This is a genomic window from Streptomyces sp. NPDC054872, assembly GCF_053610705.1.
Window position 1 is genome coordinate 23,127 of the sequence record NZ_JBSGYY010000012.1, and the last position, 20,899, is coordinate 44,025.

Consider the following 20,899-nt stretch of genomic DNA (forward strand, 5'->3'; position numbering starts at 1 on the left):
CTCAAGTCACTCAGGACGGCTGTCGTCGGTTCGATGGGCCACGGTACGCCGTGCCCGACGCGGACGACTCCGCTTCCGGACAGCGGGTGACCCGTCCGAGCCGTCTCTAATCGTCGAAACCCTCGGCCAGCGTTCCGGCCAGTTCCTGCGCCTTGTCCTGCATTTCCTTGCTGTCGGGGATCTCCGTGCGACGCCCCGGCTGCTCGTCGTACTCGACGGTCACGACGACATTCGACGTGCGGAACACCACAGTCACCGTGCGGTGCCGGGTCGCCGAACCGGACGTCGTGAGCGCGTCGTCGAGGAAGGCCTCGTCGCCCAGCTCGTCCAGGATGCGGGGCTCGAGGCCGGGAGGGGTCACGGCCTCTTCCGGGGAGCCACCGGAGGCGCCGGACTCGCCCTTGTCCGACCCGGAGCCGGCACCATCGGAAGGCTCGCCCCCCTTGTCACCGTCACCATCGGCGGGCGGCTCCGTGTCCGCGTCGGCGGACGGGGTGCCGGAGGGCTCGGCGAGATCCGCCTTCTGCGCCCTGGATGCGTAGACCTCCGCGGCCCGGGTGTCGTCGCTCACGGCGTTGTCGTACGAGACGACGCGCTCGAAATCGACGAACAGATGGTGCGTGGCGTCCGACGACTCCACCTTCCAGCGGCAGCCCACACGCCGGTCGGTGTCGTACGTGACGGTGGGCGCACCCTCGTACGCCTTCTCCCGCTGCTCCTCGCCCGGGATCTCCTCGATGCCGGGCAGCATCGCGTCGAGCGTGCCGCGGTCGACCTGGCCGCAGGGCTCGGGGAGCGTGCGGTACTTGCCGGGCTCGGCCGCCGCGGTCGTCCCGCCCGTCTCGCCGGGCTTCGAGTCGTCCGGCTCTCCGCCGAGTGCGCCGCCGCCCGTGCAGCCGGCGAGCAGCGCCGTGAGGAGAGCTGCGACGCCTGGTAGGTAGGCCTTCCGCTGCACCGATGGGCTCCTTCTCGCCGGGGATATTGGGTTGCCGCTGATGGGCGACCGGTGGACACAATGTGTATCGCACGCAATGCCGTGGACGCCGGTCCGTGATCCCTTTCGTTGACCTTGGCTCCGGTATTTGCTCTTCGATACTTTCAACACGTTGATGTAACTACGGGGGAATGAGGACGATATGTCGTACGTGGAGGTTCCCGGGGCGAAGGTACCGATCCGCATGTGGACGGACCCGGCCTCGGTGGAGGACGTCGCACTCCAGCAGCTCCAGAACGTGGCGACCCTGCCCTGGATCAAGGGCCTGGCCGTCATGCCGGACGTCCACTACGGCAAGGGTGCGACGGTCGGTTCGGTGATCGCCATGCAGGGGGCGGTGTGTCCCGCGGCGGTGGGTGTGGATATCGGCTGCGGGATGTCGGCGGTCAAGACGTCCCTGACGGCGAATGACCTGCCGGGGGACCTGTCACGGCTTCGGTCGAAGATCGAGCAGGCTATTCCGGTGGGGCGGGGGATGCATGCGGATCCGGTGGATCCGGGGAGGTTGCATGGGTTCGGGACTGCAGGGTGGGACGGTTTCTGGGGACGGTTCGACGGGGTTGCTGAGGCGGTCAAGTTCCGTGAGGAGCGGGCCACCAAGCAGATGGGGACCCTCGGCGGAGGAAATCACCACCTGGAACTGTCGTTCGATTCGATGGGCTCGGTGTGGCTCACGCTTCACTCCGGCTCCCGCAACATCGGCAAGGAGCTCGCTGAGTACCACATAGGCGTTGCGCAGAAGCTCTCGCACAATCAGGGCTTGGTGGACCGGGACTTGGCAGTCTTCGTCTCGGACACCCCGCAGATGGCGGCTTACCGGAACGACCTCTACTGGGCTCAGGAGTACGCGAAGTACAACCGCGCGATCATGATGGGGCTCTTGAAGGACGTCATCCGCCGGGAGTTCAAGAAGGCGAAGCCGACCTTTGAGGCGGAGATCAGTTGTCATCACAACTACGTTGCCGAGGAGCGGTACGAGGGCATGGACCTGCTGGTCACGCGTAAGGGCGCGATCCGTGCGGGCTCCGGTGACCTCGGCATCATTCCGGGGTCGATGGGCACGGCCACGTACATCGTGAAGGGCCTCGGCAACGAGAAGGCCTTCAACTCCGCTTCACACGGAGCGGGTCGGCGGATGAGCCGGAACGCGGCGAAGAGGCGTTTCTCGGCGAAGGATCTGGAGGAGCAGACGCGCGGAGTCGAGTGCCGCAAGGATTCCGGCGTCGTGGATGAGATCCCGGCGGCGTACAAGCCGATCGAGCAGGTCATGGAGCATCAGCGTGACCTCGTCGAGGTCGTGGCGAAGCTGAAGCAGTTCATTTGTGTGAAGGGCTGAGTCGTAAAGGGGCGCGGTGTGCCACCGCGCCCCCGTCGGCCCTGTCAGTACGGCAGTGGAATCACGCCGTGCGTCAACTTCCAGCGGCGGACTTGGCAGGCGCTCTGGGAGTATTTCAACATCTTGGCGGCGTCGGCCAGGTTCGGAGCTGAGAGCAGGAGCCTGTCCTCTTCGTGGGTCCATCGAATTCGTGGGGGCTTGCTCTTCATCTCAGCAGGGCGCACCCATGCAGCGATCGATGTGGCACTGGTCCTCTTGCGCTCCAACGCCAGGCAGCCCGGGTAGTAAAGGTCCGCAGCCAGCCCCATGGCCGCTTCCTTCGTGTAGACGATGTTGTAGATCCCATCGCGGGCGTTGCGCTTGATGAGGCGTTCGGCCCCTGTGAGCATCCGCGCATAGCGGCACAGGTAGACACCGACAGCCGTGCTTGCAGTGGTCAGCGAGAGGAAAGGGAGACCCTGGCTCGTATAGCCGACCGAGCCGTCCGCATCGACGACTCCCCGCAGGTAGTCGCGCCGTGAGAATTCGACACGAGGCGGTGTGATCCTCTTGGACTTGCGCCCGTAGGGCAGGCCGAGTTGATTCACTGTCGTCCGCGCTTCGAGAGAGCACAGGGTCCACGTTGCCGAGTGGTGTTCCTCGGAGAACTTGGTGGCCCGGATGCGCTCGCTGATGGTGCTGTTGTACGGGGTCAGCCGTTGGAACTCGCGCAGGATCTCGATGTCTCGCACGTTGATCTCGACGGTGAGGCGGCCCCGGTCCCTCGATTGTCGTGAGAGATGCCCGTCGGCCTGCAAGAAGCCGAACATGTAGGCGTACTCAGGGACTTCGAGGTCCATGAACCGCGGTGGGAGCGCGTTAGGCTCGCGTTTAGCCATGAGGAAGCTGTACGCCTTCCTGTGTGGTCAGGCCCTCGGCCGGGACTGCAATCCCGGGCGGGGGCCGTTCTGTTTGCTGTTGTCGACCTGAGCCTAGGCAGGTGGAACGTCAACGGGCATGGCGATACGGCGCGTTCACCGATGTGGGTGACTCGCGTCTTGGGGTGGGGTCCGGAGGGGTTACAGCTCTCGGTGGATCTTTGTGTTCGAGGCCTGGGCGCGGGGGCGGACGACCAGGAGGTCGATGTTGACGTGGGGCGGGCGGGTCACCGCCCAGGTGATCGTGTCCGCCACGTCGTCGGCCGTGAGGGGGGCGGAGACGCCCGCGTAGACCTTCGCGGCCTTCTCCGTGTCGCCGCCGAAGCGGGTCGTCGCGAACTCTTCCGTCTTGACCATGCCGGGGGCGACCTCGATGACGCGGACCGGGGTGCCGACGATCTCCAGGCGCAGGGTCTCGGCGAGTACGTGCTCGGCGTGCTTCGCTGCCACGTAGCCGCCGCCGCCCTCGTATGTGCCGTGGCCGGCCGTGGAGGAGAGGACGACCACCGTGCCGTCGCCGCTCGCGGTGAGTGCGGGGAGCAGGGCCTGGGTGACGTTCAGGGTGCCGATGACGTTCGTCTCGTACATCTGGCGCCAGTCGTCCGGGTCGCCGGTGGCGATGGTGTCGGCGCCGAGCGCGCCGCCGGCGTTGTTGACCAGGACCGCGACCTTGCGGAAGGCGGTGGCGAACTCGTCGACGGCCGTGCGGTCGGTGATGTCGAGCGCGTACGCCATCGCGTCGTGCCCGGCGGCCGTGATCTCCGCGGCGAGGGCCTCGATGCGGTCCTTGCGGCGGGCGGTGAGGACGACGCGGTAGCCGGCGGCCGCGAGTCCGCGCGCGGTGGCGGCGCCGATGCCGCTGCTCGCGCCGGTGACGATCGCGATACGGGTGGCGGCGGGCGCGGCGTTCGCGGCGGCGGTCATGGCTGCTCCTTGTGCGTCCTGATGCGTACGTACGTTCCTGGCCTGTTCCGCCAGGATAGGTCGCCGGGCTAGCGACCCCGCGGCGCGTACATGATCACTGCCATGCCTGCCAGGCAGATCAGCGCCCCGGTCACGTCCCAGCGGTCGGGGCGGTAGCCGTCGGCGACCATGCCCCAGGCGATCGATCCGGCGACGAAGACGCCGCCGTACGCGGCGAGGATGCGGCCGAACTCGGCGTCGGGCTGGAGCGTGGCCACGAAGCCGTAGACGCCGAGCGCGATGACGCCCGCGCCGATCCACGCCCATCCTTTGTGCTCGCGCACGCCTTGCCAGACGAGCCAGGCGCCGCCGATCTCGAAGAGTGCGGCGAGGACGAAGAGGGCGGCGGAGCGTGCGATGAGCATGGGGGAATCGTGGCATGGGGGGAGTGGGGGGACGGGGGACGTTGTGCCTTCGGAGCCGTTGTCAGACCCTCGTCGTAGCGTGGTCCGTATGGAGAGATCGTCGTTGGCGGGTCCGGTTCTGGTTCCCTGGTCGGAGGGCGACTTCGGGTTGTTGGCGGCCTGTAACTCCGCGGAGATGACCGCGCATCTGGGCGGTCCTGAGACGCAGGAGCAGTTGGTGTCCCGGCATCGGCGCTATCTGGCGCTGGATGAGCGGGGGCAGATGTTCCGGATCGTGCTGGGCGGGGACGCCGTCGGGTCCATCGGGTACTGGGAGACCTCCTGGCAGGGCGAGTCCGCCTGGGAGACCGGGTGGAGCGTGCTGCCCGGGTTCCAGGGGCGGGGCATCGCGGCGTCGGCCGCGCGGCTTGTCGTCGGGGAGGCGCGGGGCGCCGGGCGGCACCGGCGGCTGCACGCCTTTCCTTCCGCGGACCACGCGGCTTCGAACGGGGTGTGCCGGAGGGCCGGGTTCACGCTGGGGGGCGAGCACGACTTCGAGTATCCGAAGGGGCGTTGGATGCGGTGCAACGACTGGAGCGTCGACCTGGGCGAGTCGTGAGTGAGTGCGGCGCTCAGTGCGGCCGTCACTGCGGCGCGTACGCCGTCGGTGGTACGCCCACCGTTGCCGTGAAGTCCCTGATCAGGTGGGCCTGGTCGGCGTAACCGAGCGCGTCGGCCACGTCCGCCCAGTCCACGTCGTCGCCCGTTTCCGCGTGCTCCAGCGCTTCGTGGATGCGGTGGCGCAGGATCATCCACTTGGGGCCGACCCCCACGTACGAGGAGAACAGTCGCTGCAGCGTCCGTACGGACATGTCCTGCGACCGGGCGAACTCGCTGACCCGGCGGATCCCGCGGTCCGTGCGGATGCGTTCGGCCAGGGCCATGGCGAGGTCCGCCTGCGGGTCGGGGGAGGGGCCGAGGGCCAGCAGGAAGGCGTCGAGTGCCGCCACGCGCGCGTGCTCGTCCTCCGGGGTCAGGACCGCGTCGAGGGCGTTCCCGGGTACCTCTCCGAAGACCTCCTCCAGCGGCAGCATCCGCCGTCCCGTCCACGCGGACACGGGGGCGGTCGGGGCGAACGGACGGAAGCCGCCGGGGCGGAATTTCACGCCGCAGACCCGCCCCTGCCCCTCCAGTTTCTGGGTGAAGAGGTCGAGTCCGATTCCCGCCACCTCGGCGAAGGGCTCCTGCCCGGGGAGCCGCTGGAAGACGACGTTCACGGACGGGTGGGGCACGACGTGGGAGGCGTAGGGCTGGGAGAGGTCCCAGTCGATCAGCCAGTACTGCTCCACGTAGGGGCGCAGTACGGGCGTCGCCAGGTGCCGGCGGAACCGTGCGCGGGCGAGGAGCCCGGCGGCGTCGACGATTCCCTTGGTGTCGCTGCGAGGGGCGGAGGGCGTGGCGTCGGCGTCGGCCATGGCTGGATCGTATGCCGGGGGTCGCCGCCCGTGTCGCGTTTCTTCAAGCCATGGCGGTGGTCACCGGCCTACGGTCACGGCATGAGCGAGAACAGCATTGCCGACCTGTTGAAGGCGGCCACCGACCGAGCCGTCCCGGTGGTCCGCGCGATCCCGGACGACCGCCTTGCCGCGCCCACTCCCTGTGCCGAGTACGACGTGAAGGCCCTGGTCAATCACCTTTTCCAGGTGATCGTCCAGTTCCAGGCGCTCGCCGCCAAGCAGAATTCCGACTTCGGCACCGAGGCCCCCGATGTCGTCGCGGAGAGCCCTGACTGGCGCGAGCGTTTCGCCGAAGAGGCGGGGAAGCTGGTCGCCGCGTGGGCCGCGCCCGGCGCCGACAAGGGCACCACGGGGGCGATGGACATGCCCGCGAGAACCGTCGGCTGCATGGCGCTGCTCGACCTGACGGTGCACGCCTGGGACCTGGCCCGCGCGACGGGGCAGGAGTACGAGCCCGCCCCGGAGAGCAGCGGTGTCGTCGCCGCGCTGCGGGAAGCGGTCGCGGGCCTGGCTCCGACGGCCCGGAAGATGGGCGTGTTCGGGGAACAGCTCCCCGTGCCCGACGGCGCCTCCGAGCTGGAGCGGCTGCTGGCGGAGACGGGCCGCGATCCGCGCTGGACGCCGTAGCGCCGCCCGCGGGCGTACCCCTCCTGCCCGGCCTGGCCCAACGCCCGGCCCGGCCCAACGCCCCGCTCGCCGAAGACCCCGGGAATACCCTCCGGCACCCCACCGTTCCGTAGGTATAGTTGAACAGTCAACAACCTGCGGAGAGTGAGTCAGCCATGCAGTCCGGATCCGGCATGCAGTTCGGGATCTTCAGCGTCGGCGACGTGACGCCGGATCCCACGACGGGCCGCACCCCCACCGAGCACGAGCGCATCAAGGCGATGGTGGCCATCGCGCTGAAGGCCGAGGAGGTCGGGCTCGACGTCTTCGCGACCGGCGAGCACCACAACCCGCCGTTCGTCCCCTCCTCGCCCACCACCATGCTCGGCTACATCGCCGCCCGCACCGAGAACCTGATCCTCTCCACCTCCACCACCCTCATCACCACGAACGACCCGGTGAAGATCGCCGAGGACTTCGCGATGCTCCAGCACCTCGCGGGCGGCCGGGTCGACGTGATGATGGGCCGCGGCAACACCGGCCCGGTGTATCCGTGGTTCGGCAAGGACATCCGCCAGGGCATCAACCTCGCCGTCGAGAACTACGCGCTCCTGCACCGCCTGTGGCGCGAGGACGTCGTGACGTGGGAGGGCAAGTTCCGTACGCCCCTGCAGTCGTTCACCTCGACGCCCCGCCCGCTCGACGGGGTCGCGCCGTTCGTCTGGCACGGTTCCATCCGCTCCCCGGAGATCGCCGAGCAGGCCGCGTACTACGGGGACGGGTTCTTCCACAACAACATCTTCTGGCCGCAGGAGCACACCAAGAAGATGGTCGAGCTCTACCGCAACCGGTACGCGCACTACGGACACGGCACGCCCGAGCAGGCGATCGTCGGGCTCGGCGGTCAGGTCTTCATGCGCAAGAACTCCCAGGACGCGGTCAAGGAGTTCAGGCCGTACTTCGACAACGCCCCCGTCTACGGGCACGGTCCGTCCCTGGAGGAGTTCACGTCGCAGACGCCGCTGACCGTCGGCTCCCCGCAGCAGGTGATCGAGCGGACGCTGGCCTTCCGTGACGCCGTCGGTGACTATCAGCGGCAGCTGTTCCTGATGGACCACGCGGGCCTGCCCCTCAAGACCGTCCTGGAGCAGCTGGACATCCTCGGCGAGGAGGTCGTCCCTGTCCTGCGCGCGGAGTTCGCCAAGAACCGCCCGGCGACGGTCCCGGACGCGCCGACGCACGCCTCGCGTGTGGCGGACGCCCGGAGCAGTGCCGAGAAGGAGGTCACCGCATGAAGCTCGTCGTCGTCTCGGCGGGGCTGAGCGTCCCGTCCTCCACCCGTCTCCTGGCCGACCGCCTCGCGGCGGCCACCGGACGCAACGCCGACGTGGAGATCCAGGTCGTCGAACTCCGTGACCTGGCCGTGGAGATCGCGCACAACTACGCCACCGGGTTCCCCGGCCCTGAGCTGAGCGCGGCGGCGGAGGCGGTGAAGTCCGCGGACGGCCTGATCGCCGTCACGCCGGTCTTCTCCGCCTCGTACAGCGGCCTTTTCAAGTCGTTCTTCGACGTCCTGACGGTCCTCGACAAGGACGCGATCGCCGGTACGCCGGTCCTGATCGCGGCGACCGGCGGCACCGCACGCCATTCGCTGGTCCTGGAGCACGCGATGCGTCCGCTGTTCGCGTACCTGCGGGCGGTGGTCGTGCCGACCGCCGTGTACGCGGCGTCCGAGGACTGGGGCGCGGACGGCCTGGAGGGCCGCATCGAGCGGGCCGCGGCCGAACTGGCAGGCATCATGCGGCCCGCGACGGTCGAGGAGGACGAACTCGTCCCCTTCGAGCGTCAGCTCGCGGCGCTGCGGCCGGAGTAGATCGGCCTGTGCGTGAGGGCGCGGGGGCGTCAGGGCCAGACCAGGCAGTACGCCTGATGCCCCGCGTCATGCAGCCGGTGGCTGAAGTCCTGCCATTCGTGCAGCAGTTGGTAGACGTTGAACGCGTCGCGCGGGCCGCCGCGGTCGGGGACCGTGGACCAGATGAAGGCCGCGGCGCCCACCGACTCCTCGCCGACGCCGCGCAGCGGGTCGACGACCGTCATGGGGAGCTTCACCACGGCGTAGTCCGGGTGCAGGACTACCAGTTCGAGAGGGGGCACCTTGGACAGGGGTATGCCCTCGATGCCGGTCAGGACCATCGCCGCGACCGTCTCCGGCTTGATCTTCGTGAACATCCCGCCCATGCCGAGCTCGTCGCCGCCGAGCTCCTCGGGACGCATCGAGATGGGCACGCGGGCGGCGGTCGCGCCGTCCGGAGCTCCGAAGTACTTGTAGGTCACCCCACCCACCCGGCCACTCCTGGTTCCCGCCCGGTCCTGCTCCGTCTCGCCGCCCCGTGCCAAGGCCTCAGCCTCGGCCGCTTCCGCCTCGCGCCGGTGCCTGCCGATCCGCCGGGCACGCCGCGGACCCAGGCCGTCGGTCCCCTCGCCCAGTCCGCCACCGCGATGCATATCTCCACCCGACTGCTTTTCCAGGGCGCCCGCCCCTGCTTTTCTAGGCCTCGCGGCCCCCGCCGCGCAACCCGATCATCGTGTCAGTGACCTCCCCCACGGTCACCGGCTAAAACGTCGAGTGAAACACCTGTCCGCAGGATGTCCGAAGCCTCTGACACCATGGTTCATGTGAGCTTCCCGTATAGCGCCCCAGTTTCGCAGACTCTCTTCGACCGTGCGGCGGCCGTGACGCCCGGTGGTGTGAACTCTCCCGTGCGCGCTTTCCGCGCTGTGGGCGGTACGCCCCGCTTCATGGTGTCCGGTACCGGTCCGTACCTCACGGACGCCGACGGCCGTGAGTACGTCGACCTCGTCTGCTCGTGGGGGCCGATGATCCTCGGCCACTCCCACCCCGACGTGATCGCCGCAGTTCAGGAGGCCGTAGCCCGCGGCACGTCCTTCGGTACGCCGGGCGAGGGCGAGGTCGCGCTCGCCGAGGAGATCGTCGCCCGCATCGAGCCCGTCGAGCAGGTGCGGCTCGTCTCCAGCGGCACCGAGGCGACGATGTCCGCGATCCGCCTCGCACGCGGGTTCACCGGCCGAGCCAAGATCATCAAGTTTGCCGGGTGTTACCACGGTCACGTGGACGCGCTGCTGGCATCGGCGGGCTCCGGCCTCGCCACCTTCGGCCTGCCGGACACCCCGGGTGTCACCGGCGCCCAGGCGGGCGACACGATCGTCGTCCCGTACAACGACCTGGACGCCGTGCGTGCCGCGTTCGCCGCGAACGCCGGTGAGATCGCCTGCGTCATCACCGAGGCGTCGCCGGGCAACATGGGTGTCGTGCCGCCGCGCGAGGGCTTCAACCAGGGCCTGGCCGACCTGTGCAGGGCGAACGGCGCGCTGTTCATCTCGGACGAGGTCATGACCGGCTTCCGTACGTCGAAGGCGGGCTGGTTCGGCATCGACGGGGTGCGGCCCGATCTGATGACCTTCGGCAAGGTCATGGGCGGCGGCTTCCCGGCCGCCGCTTTCGGTGGCCGGGCCGACGTCATGGAGCACCTCGCCCCGGTCGGCCCCGTCTACCAGGCGGGCACCCTGTCGGGGAACCCGATCGCGACGGCCGCGGGCCTCGCGCAGCTGCGGCTCCTGGACGACGAGGCGTACGACAAGGTCGATGTGGTCTCCGGGCAGCTGCGCGGTCTCGTCACCGACGCGCTCTCCAAGGAGGGTGTCGCGCACCGGCTGCAGAACGCGTCGAACATGTTCTCCGTCTTCTTCACCGAGCGCGAGGTGCGGAACTACGACGACGCGAAGACCCAGGAGTCCTTCCGCTTCACCGCGTTCTTCCACTCGATGCTGTCGCAGGGCGTGTATCTCCCGCCGTCGGCCTTCGAGTCCTGGTTTGTTTCCACCGCCCACGACGAGCGGGCCGTCGAACGGATCGCCGCGGCCCTGCCCGCGGCGGCGCGCGCGGCCGCCGAAGCCACTGAACCCACCACGGAGGCCACCGCATGAGTGCGGGCAGCGAGCTCACAGTCGTCCACGTGATGCGCCACGGGGAGGTGGAGAACCCGGACGGGATCCTCTACGGGCGCCTGCCGGACTACCACCTCTCCGATCTTGGCCGGCAGATGGCCGACCGGGTCGCCGAGTACCTGGCCCCGCGTGACGTCACGCATGTCGTTGCCTCGCCGCTGGACCGCGCGCAGGAGACGGCGACGCCGATCGCCAAGGCGCAGGGCCTGGACGTGGCGACGGACGGGCGGCTCATCGAGGCGGGCAACGTCTTCGAGGGCAAGACCTTCGGTGTCGGCGACGGCGCGCTGAAGAACCCGGAGAACTGGAAGCACCTGGTCAACCCGTTCAAGCCGTCCTGGGGCGAGCCGTACGTCGAGCAGGTCGTGCGGATGATGGGCGCCCTGGACGCGGCGCGGGACGCGGCCCGCGGGCACGAAGCGGTGTGCGTCAGCCATCAGTTGCCGATCTGGATCGTGCGGAGCTTCGTGGAGAAGCGGCGCCTGTGGCACGACCCGCGCAAGCGGCAGTGCACGCTCGCCTCGCTCACGACGTTCACGTACCGCGGCGACAAGATCGTGTCCGTCGGTTACACGGAGCCCGCGCGGGATCTCGTTCCCACGCATCTCCTGGCGGGTGCCAAGCCGGTGAAGGGTAAGGCCAAGGCGTTCGGCGCATAAGCGCTCCGCTGGTATTGCCGTCGATTGTCTGCGGCGTCGTCGTGGCTGGGCGCGCAGTTCCCCACGCCCTTCGGGGTGCCCACGCCAGGTAATCGGCTCGCGACTGTATGTCCGTTCTCGGTAAAAGACACTCAATATGTGTCTACTTGTCGGAACCCCATTGTTCGTCGCGCCCTCTAACGGGGCGTCCCTCATGCATGGATGCGTGCAGGGCTGCAGGGCGCGACGAATGGGGATGGAATGCGCGACATCAGTCGCAGGGGAATGCTCGGCCTCGGAGTCGGGACCGCGGCCGCCGTGGGACTTGCCGGCTGCGGCACGGGCGGCGGCAGTCATTCGGCGGGTTCCGCGGACGGGGCGAAGGACGGCAACGGCGGCAAGAACGGCGACAAGCGGCCGGCGAAGCCCATCGGTGACGGTTCGACCTCGTACACCGGCAAGCAGCCGAACCAGCCGGGCAAGCCCGTTCCCCTGCAGCCGGGTGAGACGCCCCCGCAGTTCGTGATCTTCTCCTGGGACGGTGCGGGCGAGGTCGGCAACGGTCTCTTCCCGCGTTTTCTGAAGCTGGCCGAGGAACACGACGCGGGGATGACGTTCTTCCTCTCCGGTCTTTATCTCCTGCCCGAGTCGAAGAAGCGGATGTACAAGCCGCCGAACAACAGGGTCGGCGCCTCCGACATCGGATATCTCACCGACGGTCACATCAAGGAGACGCTGAAGTACGTCCGCCAGGCATGGCTCGAAGGCCATGAGATAGGCACGCACTTCAACGGGCACTTCTGCGCGGGCAGCGGCACGGTCGCCAACTGGACGCCCGCGCAATGGCAGAGCGAAATCGACCAGGCCACCTCCTTCGTCAAGGAATGGCGCACGAATACCGGCTGGACCGACCTGCCGTCGCTGCCTTTCGACTACGACAAGGAACTCATCGGCGGCCGCACGCCGTGTCTCCTGGGCCAGGACAATCTGCTGCCGACGGCGAAGAAGCTCGGCTGGCGTTACGACGCCTCGTCGCCCGGCGGCCGGCAGCGCTGGCCCCAGAAGAAGATGGGCGTGTGGGATCTGCCGCTGCAGGCGATGCCGTTCCCCGGGCACTCCTTCGAGGTTCTGTCCATGGACTACAACATCCTGGCCAACCAGTCGCAGAACTCCACGAAGGCCCCGCCGGCCAACTACCCGGGCTGGCGCAAGCAGGCCACCGAGGCCTACATAGCCGGGTTCAAGCGCGCCTACGAGACCAACCGCGCGCCGCTTTTCATCGGCAACCACTTCGAGGAGTGGAACGGCGGCATCTACATGGACGCCGTCGAGGCGGCCCTGAAGCACATGGCCGGGAAGAAGGACGTGCGATTGGTCTCGTTCCGGCAGTTCGTCGACTGGCTCGACGTGCAGGACCCGAAGGTCCTGGCCGACCTGCAGGGCCTTGATGTCGGCCAGGAGCCCGCCGGTGGCTGGAAGGGACTCGGGAAGGCCGTCTGAAATGGGACTTTCCGCAACCCCGGGGGGTGCGGAAGATCCCCGAAACAGACATGCGAAACTTTTCACATGAGTGCCGCCTGCCGCGCCCCACACAGCACGAACCGCAGCCGTAGCCGCGCCGCCCTGCTTGGCGCCGGGGCCGCGGTCGCCGCGCTGACGCTGTCGGCGTGCGGCTCCGGCGGCACGTCCGGCGGCTCGGGGAACACCAACTTCGTCACCGGCTCCGACGGCATCGCCACCGCCGACAAGGGTGAGCGGCAGGACGGGCCGAAGCTCGAGGGGGAGACCCTCACGGGCAAGCACCTCGACGTCGACGACTACAAGGGCAAGGTCGTCGTCCTGAACGTGTGGGGCTCCTGGTGTTCGCCCTGCCGGGCCGAGGCCCCGAACTTCGCGAAGGTCTCGAAGGACACCGAGGGCAAGGACGTGCAGTTCATCGGGATCAACACCCGTGATCCGCAGAAGGGTCCCGCGCTGACGTTCGAGAAGGAGTGGAAGATCTCCTACCCGAGCCTGCACGATCCGATGGGCAAGCTGATGCTGCGCTTCCCCAAGGGCACGATGAACCCGAAGTTCATCCCCTCCACGATCGTCCTCGACCGCGAGGGAAAGATCGCGGCCCGCTCGCAGCAGGCGCTCAGCGAAGAGAAGCTGCGCAAGATGATCGACCCGCTGATCGCGGAGAAGTGATCTCCCCGTGATGTCCACTCTCGCCGCCGCAGGCGCAGCGCATCTCGCCGCTGTAGGCGAAGCGAACCAGACCGTCATGAACGGAGCGCTGCTCCTCGCGCTGCCCGTCGCGGTCCTCGGCGGTCTCGTCTCCTTCTTCTCCCCGTGCGTACTGCCGCTCGTGCCGGGTTATCTGTCGTACGTCACCGGGGTCGGCGGCACCGACCTCGCGGAGGCCAAGCGCGGACGGATGGCCGCCGGCGCAGCGCTGTTCGTGCTCGGGTTCACCGCCGTCTTCGTCTCCACCGGCGCGCTCTTCGGGTACGTCGGGCAGAACCTGCAGAACTACCAGGACGTCATCACCAAGGTGCTCGGCGTCCTGATGATCGCTCTCGGCATCTTCTTCATGGGGCTCATGCCCTGGCTGTCCCAGCGGGAGTTCCGCTTCCACAAGAAGCCGGCCGCCGGGCTCGCGGGGGCGCCGGTGCTCGGCGCGCTGTTCGCCGTGGGCTGGGCGCCCTGCGTGGGGCCCACGCTCACGTCCGTCAACTCCCTGGCCCTCGACCAGGGGAGCGCGGGGCGCGGGGCCATACTGAGCGTCGCGTACTGCGTGGGGCTCGGGCTGCCGTTCATCCTCGCGGCGATCGCCTTCCGCAAGGCGCTCGGCGCGTTCAGCTGGGTGAAGAAGCACTACGTCTGGGTGATGCGCATCGGCGGCATCATGATGATCGCGACCGGGCTGCTCCTCGTCACCGGAGTGTGGGACAGCATCGTGCAGGAGATGCAGGTCTGGTCCAACGGCTACACGGTGGGGATCTGATCCATGAGCAAGACCGAAGCCCCCGAAGAGCAGACCGAGGGTGACCTGGGTGCCGCGGGCTCCCAGCTGTCCACCGCCCCCGTCGACCGTGCGATGCCCGGCTCCTTCGGCGGCAAGCGCGCCCCGGGGGTCACCGGCTGGCTGACCTGGACGGGCCGTGAGGTCGTCGGCTGGGTCCGGTGGATGTGGCGGCAGCTGACCTCGATGCGGGTCGCGCTCCTGCTGCTCCTGCTGCTCTCGCTCGGCGCGATCCCGGGCTCGCTGATCCCGCAGACCAGCATCGACGAGCTGAAGGTCGCGGACTTCAAGAAGGCGCACACCACGCTCGGGCCGATCTACGAGAAGTTCCAGCTGTTCGACGTCTACAGCTCGGTGTGGTTCTCGGCGATCTACATCCTTCTCTTCATCTCCCTCATCGGCTGCATCGTGCCCCGCACCTGGCAGTTCGTGGGCCAGCTGCGCGGCCGGCCGCCGGGCGCGCCCAAACGGCTCGACCGGCTGCCCGCCTACACCACGTGGCGCACCGAGGCCGGGCCCGACGAGGTCCATGAGGCCGCGCTCGGCCTGCTCAAGGGGCGGCGCTTCCGCGCGGACCTCACGGCGGGCAAGGGGGCCGCGGGGGCGTCCGTCGCCGCGGAGAAGGGCTACCTGCGTGAGGCGGGCAATCTCTTCTTCCACGTCTCGCTGATCGTGCTCCTGGTGGCCTTCGCCGTCGGGGCCCTGTTCAAGTCCGAGGGCGGCAAGCTCATCGTCCAGGGGGACGGGTTCTCCAACACCCTCACCCAGTACGACAACTTCAAGTCCGGCAACCTCTTCAACACCGACGACCTCGCGCCCTTCAGCTTCAAGCTGGACAGCTTCGAGTCGTCGTTCGAGAGGAAGGGCCCCGAGAAGGGCACGGCCCGCACCTACCGGGCGAACGTCACCTACAGCGAGGGCATCGACGGCCCCGAGAAGAAGAAGGCCATCGAGGTCAACAAGCCCCTCGAGGTCGACGGCTCGAAGGTCTACCTCATCGGCCAGGGCTACGCCCCCACCGTCACCGTGCGCGACGGCAAGGGCAAGGTCGTCAGCAGGCAGTCCACGCCGCTGCTTCCGATCGACTCCAACGGCACGGCCACCGGCGCGATCAAGATCCTCGACGGCTACCGCGACAAGAACGGCAAGAAGGAACAGCTCGGCTTCAACGCCTTCTTCGTGCCGACGTTCGCGGGCGAGGGCAACGGCCAGATGTTCTCCCAGTTCCCCGCCCTGGACTACCCCGTGCTCGCGCTGTCCGCGTACCACGGAAGCCTCGGTGTGGACTCCGGTCTGCCGCAGAACGTGTACCAGCTGGACACCAGCAAGATGACCAAGTTCAAGGACTCCAAGGGCGAGCTCCTGAAGAAGCGGATGGTGCCCGGCGAGACCATGAAGCTGCCGAACGGTGCCGGCTCGATCACCTTCGAGAAGGACATCAAGCGCTGGGCGACCTTCCAGGTCTCCCAGCAGCCCGGCAGCATGTGGGCGCTCGTCGGCGCGATCTCCGCCATCGTCGGCCTCGCCGGGTCGCTGTTCATCCAGCGCCGCCGTGTGTGGGTGCGGGCCGTGCGGGGCGCCGACGGTGTGACCGTCGTGGAGATGGCCGGGCTCGGCCGCAGCGAGTCCGCGAAGCTGCCCGAGGAGCTGGGCGACCTCGCCGCACACCTGCACGAGAAGGCGCCGAGCGCGCCCGACCAAGACCATGCCGACGAGGCGGCTGATGCACCAGCTGCGTCAACTGCACACGCCGCGCATGCCGACTCCACCCCCGATGTTGTTCCTGCCGAAGGGGCTGAGAAGTGAATCTCGCCACCACCCTCGCTGCCGAACCGAACGAGAACCTCGCGAACATCAGCAATGTGCTGGTGTACTCCGCGATGGCCGTCTATCTCCTTGCCTTCTTCGCGCACATGGCAGAGTGGATCCTCGGCAGCCGCAGCAAGGTCGGCCGCACGGCCGCCGCGCTGACCTCCCGGACCGAGGCCGCCGCCATGGCGCCCGGCGTCACCGTCAAGGCCAAGGGCGGCACCGCCGTCCTCGACCGGCCGAAGGCGGCCCCCAAGGTCATCACCCGCTCCGTCACCGGCACCCGCGACGTGCCGGACGGCCCCGGTGCCTCGGCCGGTGACGAGAAGGGCGACCTCTACGGCCGTATCGCCGTGTCCCTGACCGTGCTCGCGTTCCTCGTCGAGTTCGGCGGTGTGCTCACCCGCGCGCTCTCGGTGCAGCGGGCGCCGTGGGGCAACATGTACGAGTTCAACCTGACGTTCTCCACCATGGCCGTCGGGGTGTACCTGGTGCTCATGGCGCTCAAGAAGAACGTCAGCTGGCTCGGCCTCCCGCTGGTCACCACGGTCCTCCTTGACCTCGGTCTCGCCGTCACCGTCCTCTACACCGCGAGCGACCAGCTGGTCCCCGCCCTGCACTCGTACTGGCTGTGGATCCACGTCTCCACCGCGATCTTCTGCGGCGCGACGTTCTACCTGGCCGGCGTCGCGACGATCCTCTACCTCTTCCGCGACTCCTACGAGAACAAGCTGGCGTCGGGCGGACAGCCCGGCCGCTTCGCGACCTCGGTCCTCGAGCGCCTCCCGGCCGCGGCCTCGCTCGACAAGTTCTCGTACCGCGTGAACGCCGCTGTCTTCCCCCTGTGGACGTTCACGATCATCGCGGGCGCGATCTGGGCGGGCGACGCGTGGGGCCGCTACTGGGGCTGGGACCCCAAGGAGGTCTGGTCCTTCATCACCTGGGTCGCCTACGCCTGCTACCTGCACGCGCGCGCCACCGCGGGCTGGAAGGGCCGCAAGGCCGCCTACCTGGCCCTGATCGCTTTCGGCTGCTGGCTGTTCAACTACTACGGCGTGAACATCTTCGTCACCGGCAAGCACTCGTACGCCGGGGTCTGACCCCCGCCCGTACCACCACAGCCCCCAAAGGCCGGTTCCCACCTCCCGGGAACCGGCCTTCGCCGTGCGGACAGACAGAGGGTGTGGAGACGAATCACGGGGAACCTCAGGCACACCGCAGAGCGTTGCGCGTCCGCATCAGGGACGGGGACGCCGACGCCTTCGGTGAGCTCTTCGACGCGTACGCGCGCTCCGTCTACAACCACGCCTACCGCCTGACGGGGGACTGGTCGGCGGCCGAGGACATGGTGTCGCTCACCTTCCTCGAGGCGTGGCGGCTGAGGGGCAAGCTCGACGCGGACGGCGGCTCGTTGCGGCCGTGGCTGCTCGGCGTTGCCACGAACGTCACCCGCAACTCCCGCCGCGCCGCCCGACGGCACGCGGCAGCGGTCGCCAGGCTGCCGCGCGACGAGGCCGTGGCCGACTTCGCCGACGAGGTCGCCGGGCGCATCGACGACGAGGAGCAGCTCGTCCTCGTCCGCGCCGCTCTGGCGACGCTGCGGCGCGGCGAGCGCGAGGTCCTCGCCCTGTGTGTGTGGTCGGGGCTCAGTTACGCGGCGGCGGCCGATGCGCTCGGGGTGCCGGTCGGGACCGTACGCTCCCGGCTGTCCCGGGCCCGTACAAAACTCGCGAAACGTGTGGAACCGGTCGGCGGGCGCGGACAGATGAGAGGTGACCGCGCCACTGCGGTCGGGTCCATGAGGGAGGGAAACCGATGAACGAACTGCCAGAGCGCGACCTTCCGCCGGGCCGTCATCACCTGCTCAGGGAGCGCCTGTTGAACGAGATCCGGCAGAACGAGAAGAAGTCCCCAGAGGCCCCGAAGTCCCAGAAGCGCTGGTTCCGTTCCGCGCTCATCGCGGGAGCGGTGGCCGCTTCCGTCGCGGCGGGGCTGCTGGTCGCCTCACCGTTCGGCGACCGTCCGGCGCAGGCGGCGCCCTCGGCGGAGACCGTGCGGATGCTGGAGGAGATCGCGGAGGCGGCGCGGCGGCAGCCCGCCCCGAAGGATCTGCGGGACGACCAGTTCGTGTACGTCAAGAGCAAGGTCGGCTACATGTCGGCGCAGGCGGGCGAGCCCGGCAAGGTCGACCCCGTGCATCAGCGGGAGATCTGGCTCTCCGTGGACGGCCTGCACACCGAGATCCTGCACGAGCCCGCGAACGACCAGGACATGGAGCGTCTGGAGCCGGAGCTACCGCTACCGGAGTCGGACAGCAACTACCGCAACCTGCAGAAGCTGCCGACCGATCCGGTCAACATGCTGGACTGGCTCCACAAGGAGAGCGACGGCGGGAAGAGCGACGACCAGAACGCCTTCGTGCTCGTCGGTGATCTCTCGTACGAGTCGCTCATGCCGCCGAAGCAGGCAGCCGCCCTCTACCTCGCCGCATCGAGGATCCCCGGCGTCGAGCTGATCGAGGACGCGGTCGACGCGGACGGGCGGCACGGCGTCGCGATCGCCCGCGAGGACGACGGTGTCAGGGAGGAGCTGATCTTCGACAAGGAGACCAAGCAGTTCCTCGGCGAGCGGGAGGTCGCGGTCGAGGGCACGCCGTTCGGCGCCAAGGAGGGTGATGTCGTCGGCCGCAGTGCCGTCCTCGACCGCGCCGTCGTCGACAAGGCGGGCCAGCGTCCGTAGGCACCCGCACCCGACGTAGGGGCGGCAGTCACCCCCCGGCCACCCGCAGCAGCAGCTTCCCCGTGCTTGTGCGGGTCCCCATCAGGTGATGTGCGTCGGAAGCGTTCGCGAGGTCGAATTCCGCCGTCACCGGTAGTTCCACCGTGCCGTCGGCCACCTTCGTGAAGGCTCGGGTTGCGACCTCGCGCAGGGCCTGGGGTGCCGTCTTGGCGAGGGAGAGGATCGAGAAGCCGGAGACGCCGAGTGCCGTGCCGTACAGGTCGGGTTGTCCCACCTGCCATGGCTCCGCCGAGCTCGCGTTGCCGAAGGAGACGAGGCGGCCGAAGACGGCGAGCGCGGCGAGGCCGTCGCGGAAGGCGTCGCCGCCGACCGGGTCCAGGGCGAGGTCCACCCCGCGTCCGCCGGTGGCGGCGCGGACCTCGGCGGCGAAGCCGTCCCCGACGAACACCTCGTCGTATCCGTGCTTCAGCGCGTACTCCGCCTTGGTCCGGCTCGACACGACGCCGTAGACCGCGCCCGCGCCGGCCGCCTTCGCCAACTGGCCCACCACCGTGCCGATTCCGCCGGCCGCGCCCTGCACGAGGACGCTCTCGCCCGCGCGCAGCCTGCCCACCTCGTGGAGCAGGGCGTGCGCGGTGGGCAGGACCGTGGGCAGGGTGGCGGCCGTGCGCAGGTCCACGCCGTCCGGCAGGACGAACACCGTGGTGGCGTCGGCGAGCGCGACCTCGGCGTACGCGCCGCCCTCGGTGAGCGCGGCGACCTCCTGGCCGACCTCGAACCCCTCGACGCCCGCTCCGATCGCCCGTACGTGGCCGGAGACCTCCAGGCCCGGCACGTAGGGGAGCGCGGGCACGCGGTAGCCATCGGCGCGGGCCTTCAGGTCGGCGAAGTTCACGCCGGTGTAGGCGACGTCGACGGTGATCTGGCCGGGTCCGGGCTCGGGGGCGTTCGTGGTCACCGCCGTGAGGACCTCGGGGCCGCCGTACTCCTGGAGCTGGATCGCGCGCATGGTGGACATGGGTGTGCCCTTCGAGTGTGGAGTGTTCAACGAGAAGCGAACACTCCGGAGTGTATGGTTTTCATCGAACACTCGGCAAGGGGCGAGGGGCGAGGGGAACGAGGGAAGGGAGCCCGGTCGTGGCGAACGCACGTCACCGCGCGGCGCCGGTGCACGTCCACCCGGACGAGGTGCCCGTGCTGGCCGCGCTCACCGCCCTCGCCGACCCCGTACGCCTGGCTCTGGTGAGGGAGTTGGCGTCATCCGCCGACTGGACCCGCAGCTGCGGCAGCTTCGACGTCCCCGTCGGCAAGGCGGCGCTGAGCCACCACTTCGGGGTGCTGCGGGGAGCGGGGCTCGTCGAGCAGCGGGACGAGGGGCCGCGCCGGGTCAACCGGCTCCGCCGCGAGGAGTTCGAGGCGCGCTTCCCCGGCCTGCTCGCGCTGGCCCTGCGGGCGGACTAGCCGCCGTCCACGCCGATGTCCTCGTGCCACAGCTCGGGCCGGGCCTCGATGAAGTCCCCCATCATCGCCGCGCAGCCCTGATCGTCGAGGACCACGATCTCCACGCCGTGCTCCGCCAGCCAGCCGATCCCGCCCCGGAACGTCCGCGCCTCGCCCACGACCACCCGCGAGATCCCGAACTGCCGCACCAGACCGCTGCAGTACCAGCAGGGGGAGAGCGTCGTCACCATCGTCGTCCCGCGGTACGAGCGCTGCCGCCCCGCGTCGCGGAACGCCGCCGTCTCCGCGTGCAGCGACGGATCACCGTCCTGGACGCGGCGGTTGCGCCCACGCCCCAGGAGCGAGCCGTCCGCTGCGTAGAGCGCGGCGCCGATCGGGACGCCGCCCTCCGCGAGCCCCCGGCGGGCTTCCTCGACGGCGGTCGCGAGCCACGCGCCTGCCTGTGTCCGGTCCATCCGCGCACCTCTCGTCAGGTGTCATCGTCCCTGCCGATGGCCCCATCGGCAGGACGCCTCGCCGGCTCGTGGACCAGGGCATACGTC

23 protein-coding genes are annotated in these 20,899 nt (G+C 69.1%); 15 read left to right on the forward strand and 8 right to left on the reverse strand.

The genetic code is table 11. The annotated features are described in order from the left end of the window. Window positions 1-106: 106 nt before the first annotated feature. On the reverse strand, window positions 107-955 hold the full coding sequence (locus ACWGIH_RS16490) for a DUF3558 domain-containing protein (protein WP_453445893.1): 849 nt from the start codon (window positions 953-955) through the stop codon (window positions 107-109). 181 nt (window positions 956-1,136) lie between these two features. Here ACWGIH_RS16490 and ACWGIH_RS16495 point away from each other — a divergent pair, with 181 nt between their 5' ends. Continuing rightward, window positions 1,137-2,330, forward strand: a complete 1,194-nt coding sequence (locus ACWGIH_RS16495) for an RtcB family protein (RefSeq protein ID WP_453445891.1) — start codon at window positions 1,137-1,139, stop codon at window positions 2,328-2,330. Between the two features lie 44 nt (window positions 2,331-2,374). Here ACWGIH_RS16495 and ACWGIH_RS16500 read toward each other — a convergent pair whose 3' ends face one another. The 3 genes from ACWGIH_RS16500 to ACWGIH_RS16510 all read right to left on the reverse strand — a co-directional run bounded on the left by ACWGIH_RS16500 (window position 2,375) and on the right by ACWGIH_RS16510 (window position 4,575). Beyond that, the gene (locus tag ACWGIH_RS16500; protein WP_453445890.1) at window positions 2,375-3,169 is read right to left on the reverse strand and encodes a hypothetical protein; all 795 of its coding nucleotides are present in this window, start codon (window positions 3,167-3,169) and stop codon (window positions 2,375-2,377) included. 219 nt (window positions 3,170-3,388) lie between these two features. After that, on the reverse strand, window positions 3,389-4,171 hold the full coding sequence (locus ACWGIH_RS16505; protein ID WP_453445888.1) for an SDR family NAD(P)-dependent oxidoreductase: 783 nt from the start codon (window positions 4,169-4,171) through the stop codon (window positions 3,389-3,391). Window positions 4,172-4,239: 68 nt separating this feature from the next. Then, entirely contained in the window at window positions 4,240-4,575 is a 336-nt protein-coding gene (locus tag ACWGIH_RS16510) for a YnfA family protein (RefSeq protein WP_135335738.1), read from the reverse strand. Window positions 4,576-4,663: 88 nt separating this feature from the next. Between ACWGIH_RS16510 and ACWGIH_RS16515 the strand changes: the two genes are divergently transcribed. Further along, entirely contained in the window at window positions 4,664-5,173 is a 510-nt protein-coding gene (locus ACWGIH_RS16515) for a GNAT family N-acetyltransferase (RefSeq protein ID WP_453445886.1), read from the forward strand. A 25-nt stretch (window positions 5,174-5,198) separates the two neighbouring features. On the opposite strand, the gene ACWGIH_RS16520 is transcribed toward ACWGIH_RS16515, so the two are convergent. After that, window positions 5,199-6,029: an AraC family transcriptional regulator gene (locus ACWGIH_RS16520; protein ID WP_453445884.1), complete on the reverse strand. Its 831-nt coding sequence runs from the start codon at window positions 6,027-6,029 to the stop codon at window positions 5,199-5,201. 81 nt (window positions 6,030-6,110) lie between these two features. Between ACWGIH_RS16520 and ACWGIH_RS16525 the strand changes: the two genes are divergently transcribed. From ACWGIH_RS16525 to ACWGIH_RS16535, 3 genes are all read left to right on the forward strand, one after another. Continuing rightward, the gene (locus ACWGIH_RS16525; RefSeq protein WP_453445882.1) at window positions 6,111-6,698 is read left to right on the forward strand and encodes a TIGR03086 family metal-binding protein; all 588 of its coding nucleotides are present in this window, start codon (window positions 6,111-6,113) and stop codon (window positions 6,696-6,698) included. A 173-nt stretch (window positions 6,699-6,871) separates the two neighbouring features. Further along, window positions 6,872-7,972: an LLM class flavin-dependent oxidoreductase gene (locus tag ACWGIH_RS16530; protein ID WP_453445939.1), complete on the forward strand. Its 1,101-nt coding sequence runs from the start codon at window positions 6,872-6,874 to the stop codon at window positions 7,970-7,972. After that, a complete protein-coding gene (locus tag ACWGIH_RS16535; RefSeq protein ID WP_453445880.1) occupies window positions 7,969-8,550 on the forward strand; it encodes an FMN reductase in 582 nt (193 codons plus the stop codon). The genes ACWGIH_RS16530 and ACWGIH_RS16535 overlap by 4 nt, the downstream gene beginning before the upstream one ends. A gap of 29 nt (window positions 8,551-8,579) precedes the next feature. Here ACWGIH_RS16535 and ACWGIH_RS16540 read toward each other — a convergent pair whose 3' ends face one another. Then, entirely contained in the window at window positions 8,580-9,020 is a 441-nt protein-coding gene (locus ACWGIH_RS16540) for a hypothetical protein (protein ID WP_363212845.1), read from the reverse strand. Window positions 9,021-9,344: 324 nt separating this feature from the next. Here ACWGIH_RS16540 and hemL point away from each other — a divergent pair, with 324 nt between their 5' ends. The 9 genes from hemL to ACWGIH_RS16585 all read left to right on the forward strand — a co-directional run bounded on the left by hemL (window position 9,345) and on the right by ACWGIH_RS16585 (window position 18,896). Continuing rightward, entirely contained in the window at window positions 9,345-10,682 is a 1,338-nt protein-coding gene (gene hemL, locus ACWGIH_RS16545) for a glutamate-1-semialdehyde 2,1-aminomutase (RefSeq protein WP_453445938.1), read from the forward strand. Further along, window positions 10,679-11,362: a histidine phosphatase family protein gene (locus tag ACWGIH_RS16550; RefSeq protein WP_453445879.1), complete on the forward strand. Its 684-nt coding sequence runs from the start codon at window positions 10,679-10,681 to the stop codon at window positions 11,360-11,362. The genes hemL and ACWGIH_RS16550 overlap by 4 nt, the downstream gene beginning before the upstream one ends. 240 nt (window positions 11,363-11,602) lie before the next feature. After that, window positions 11,603-12,841: a hypothetical protein gene (locus ACWGIH_RS16555; protein WP_453445877.1), complete on the forward strand. Its 1,239-nt coding sequence runs from the start codon at window positions 11,603-11,605 to the stop codon at window positions 12,839-12,841. A 66-nt stretch (window positions 12,842-12,907) separates the two neighbouring features. Continuing rightward, window positions 12,908-13,531 (forward strand): TlpA family protein disulfide reductase, encoded by a 624-nt coding sequence (locus ACWGIH_RS16560; RefSeq protein WP_453445875.1) that lies wholly within the window; start codon window positions 12,908-12,910, stop codon window positions 13,529-13,531. Between the two features lie 10 nt (window positions 13,532-13,541). Then, window positions 13,542-14,330 (forward strand): cytochrome c biogenesis CcdA family protein, encoded by a 789-nt coding sequence (locus ACWGIH_RS16565; RefSeq protein ID WP_453445873.1) that lies wholly within the window; start codon window positions 13,542-13,544, stop codon window positions 14,328-14,330. A 3-nt stretch (window positions 14,331-14,333) separates the two neighbouring features. Beyond that, window positions 14,334-16,154, forward strand: a complete 1,821-nt coding sequence (gene resB, locus ACWGIH_RS16570) for a cytochrome c biogenesis protein ResB (protein ID WP_453445871.1) — start codon at window positions 14,334-14,336, stop codon at window positions 16,152-16,154. Further along, window positions 16,151-17,257 carry a c-type cytochrome biogenesis protein CcsB gene (ccsB, locus tag ACWGIH_RS16575; RefSeq protein ID WP_453445869.1) on the forward strand — a complete coding sequence of 369 codons (1,107 nt, stop codon included), beginning with the start codon at window positions 16,151-16,153 and terminating at the stop codon, window positions 17,255-17,257. Before resB ends, ccsB begins: the two co-directional genes overlap by 4 nt. A gap of 125 nt (window positions 17,258-17,382) precedes the next feature. Further along, on the forward strand, window positions 17,383-17,976 hold the full coding sequence (locus tag ACWGIH_RS16580) for an RNA polymerase sigma factor (protein WP_453445867.1): 594 nt from the start codon (window positions 17,383-17,385) through the stop codon (window positions 17,974-17,976). Next, window positions 17,973-18,896, forward strand: coding sequence for a CU044_5270 family protein (locus ACWGIH_RS16585; protein ID WP_453445865.1), 924 nt, complete (start codon window positions 17,973-17,975; stop codon window positions 18,894-18,896). Before ACWGIH_RS16580 ends, ACWGIH_RS16585 begins: the two co-directional genes overlap by 4 nt. Window positions 18,897-18,924: 28 nt before the next feature. Here ACWGIH_RS16585 and ACWGIH_RS16590 read toward each other — a convergent pair whose 3' ends face one another. Further along, window positions 18,925-19,905, reverse strand: coding sequence for a quinone oxidoreductase family protein (locus tag ACWGIH_RS16590; protein ID WP_453445937.1), 981 nt, complete (start codon window positions 19,903-19,905; stop codon window positions 18,925-18,927). A gap of 128 nt (window positions 19,906-20,033) precedes the next feature. Between ACWGIH_RS16590 and ACWGIH_RS16595 the strand changes: the two genes are divergently transcribed. Further along, the gene (locus tag ACWGIH_RS16595) at window positions 20,034-20,357 is read left to right on the forward strand and encodes an ArsR/SmtB family transcription factor (RefSeq protein ID WP_453445863.1); all 324 of its coding nucleotides are present in this window, start codon (window positions 20,034-20,036) and stop codon (window positions 20,355-20,357) included. On the opposite strand, the gene ACWGIH_RS16600 is transcribed toward ACWGIH_RS16595, so the two are convergent. Continuing rightward, window positions 20,354-20,812 (reverse strand): nucleoside deaminase, encoded by a 459-nt coding sequence (locus ACWGIH_RS16600; protein WP_453445861.1) that lies wholly within the window; start codon window positions 20,810-20,812, stop codon window positions 20,354-20,356. The two genes, ACWGIH_RS16595 and ACWGIH_RS16600, sit on opposite strands and share 4 nt — an antisense overlap. Between the last annotated feature and the right edge of the window lie 87 nt (window positions 20,813-20,899).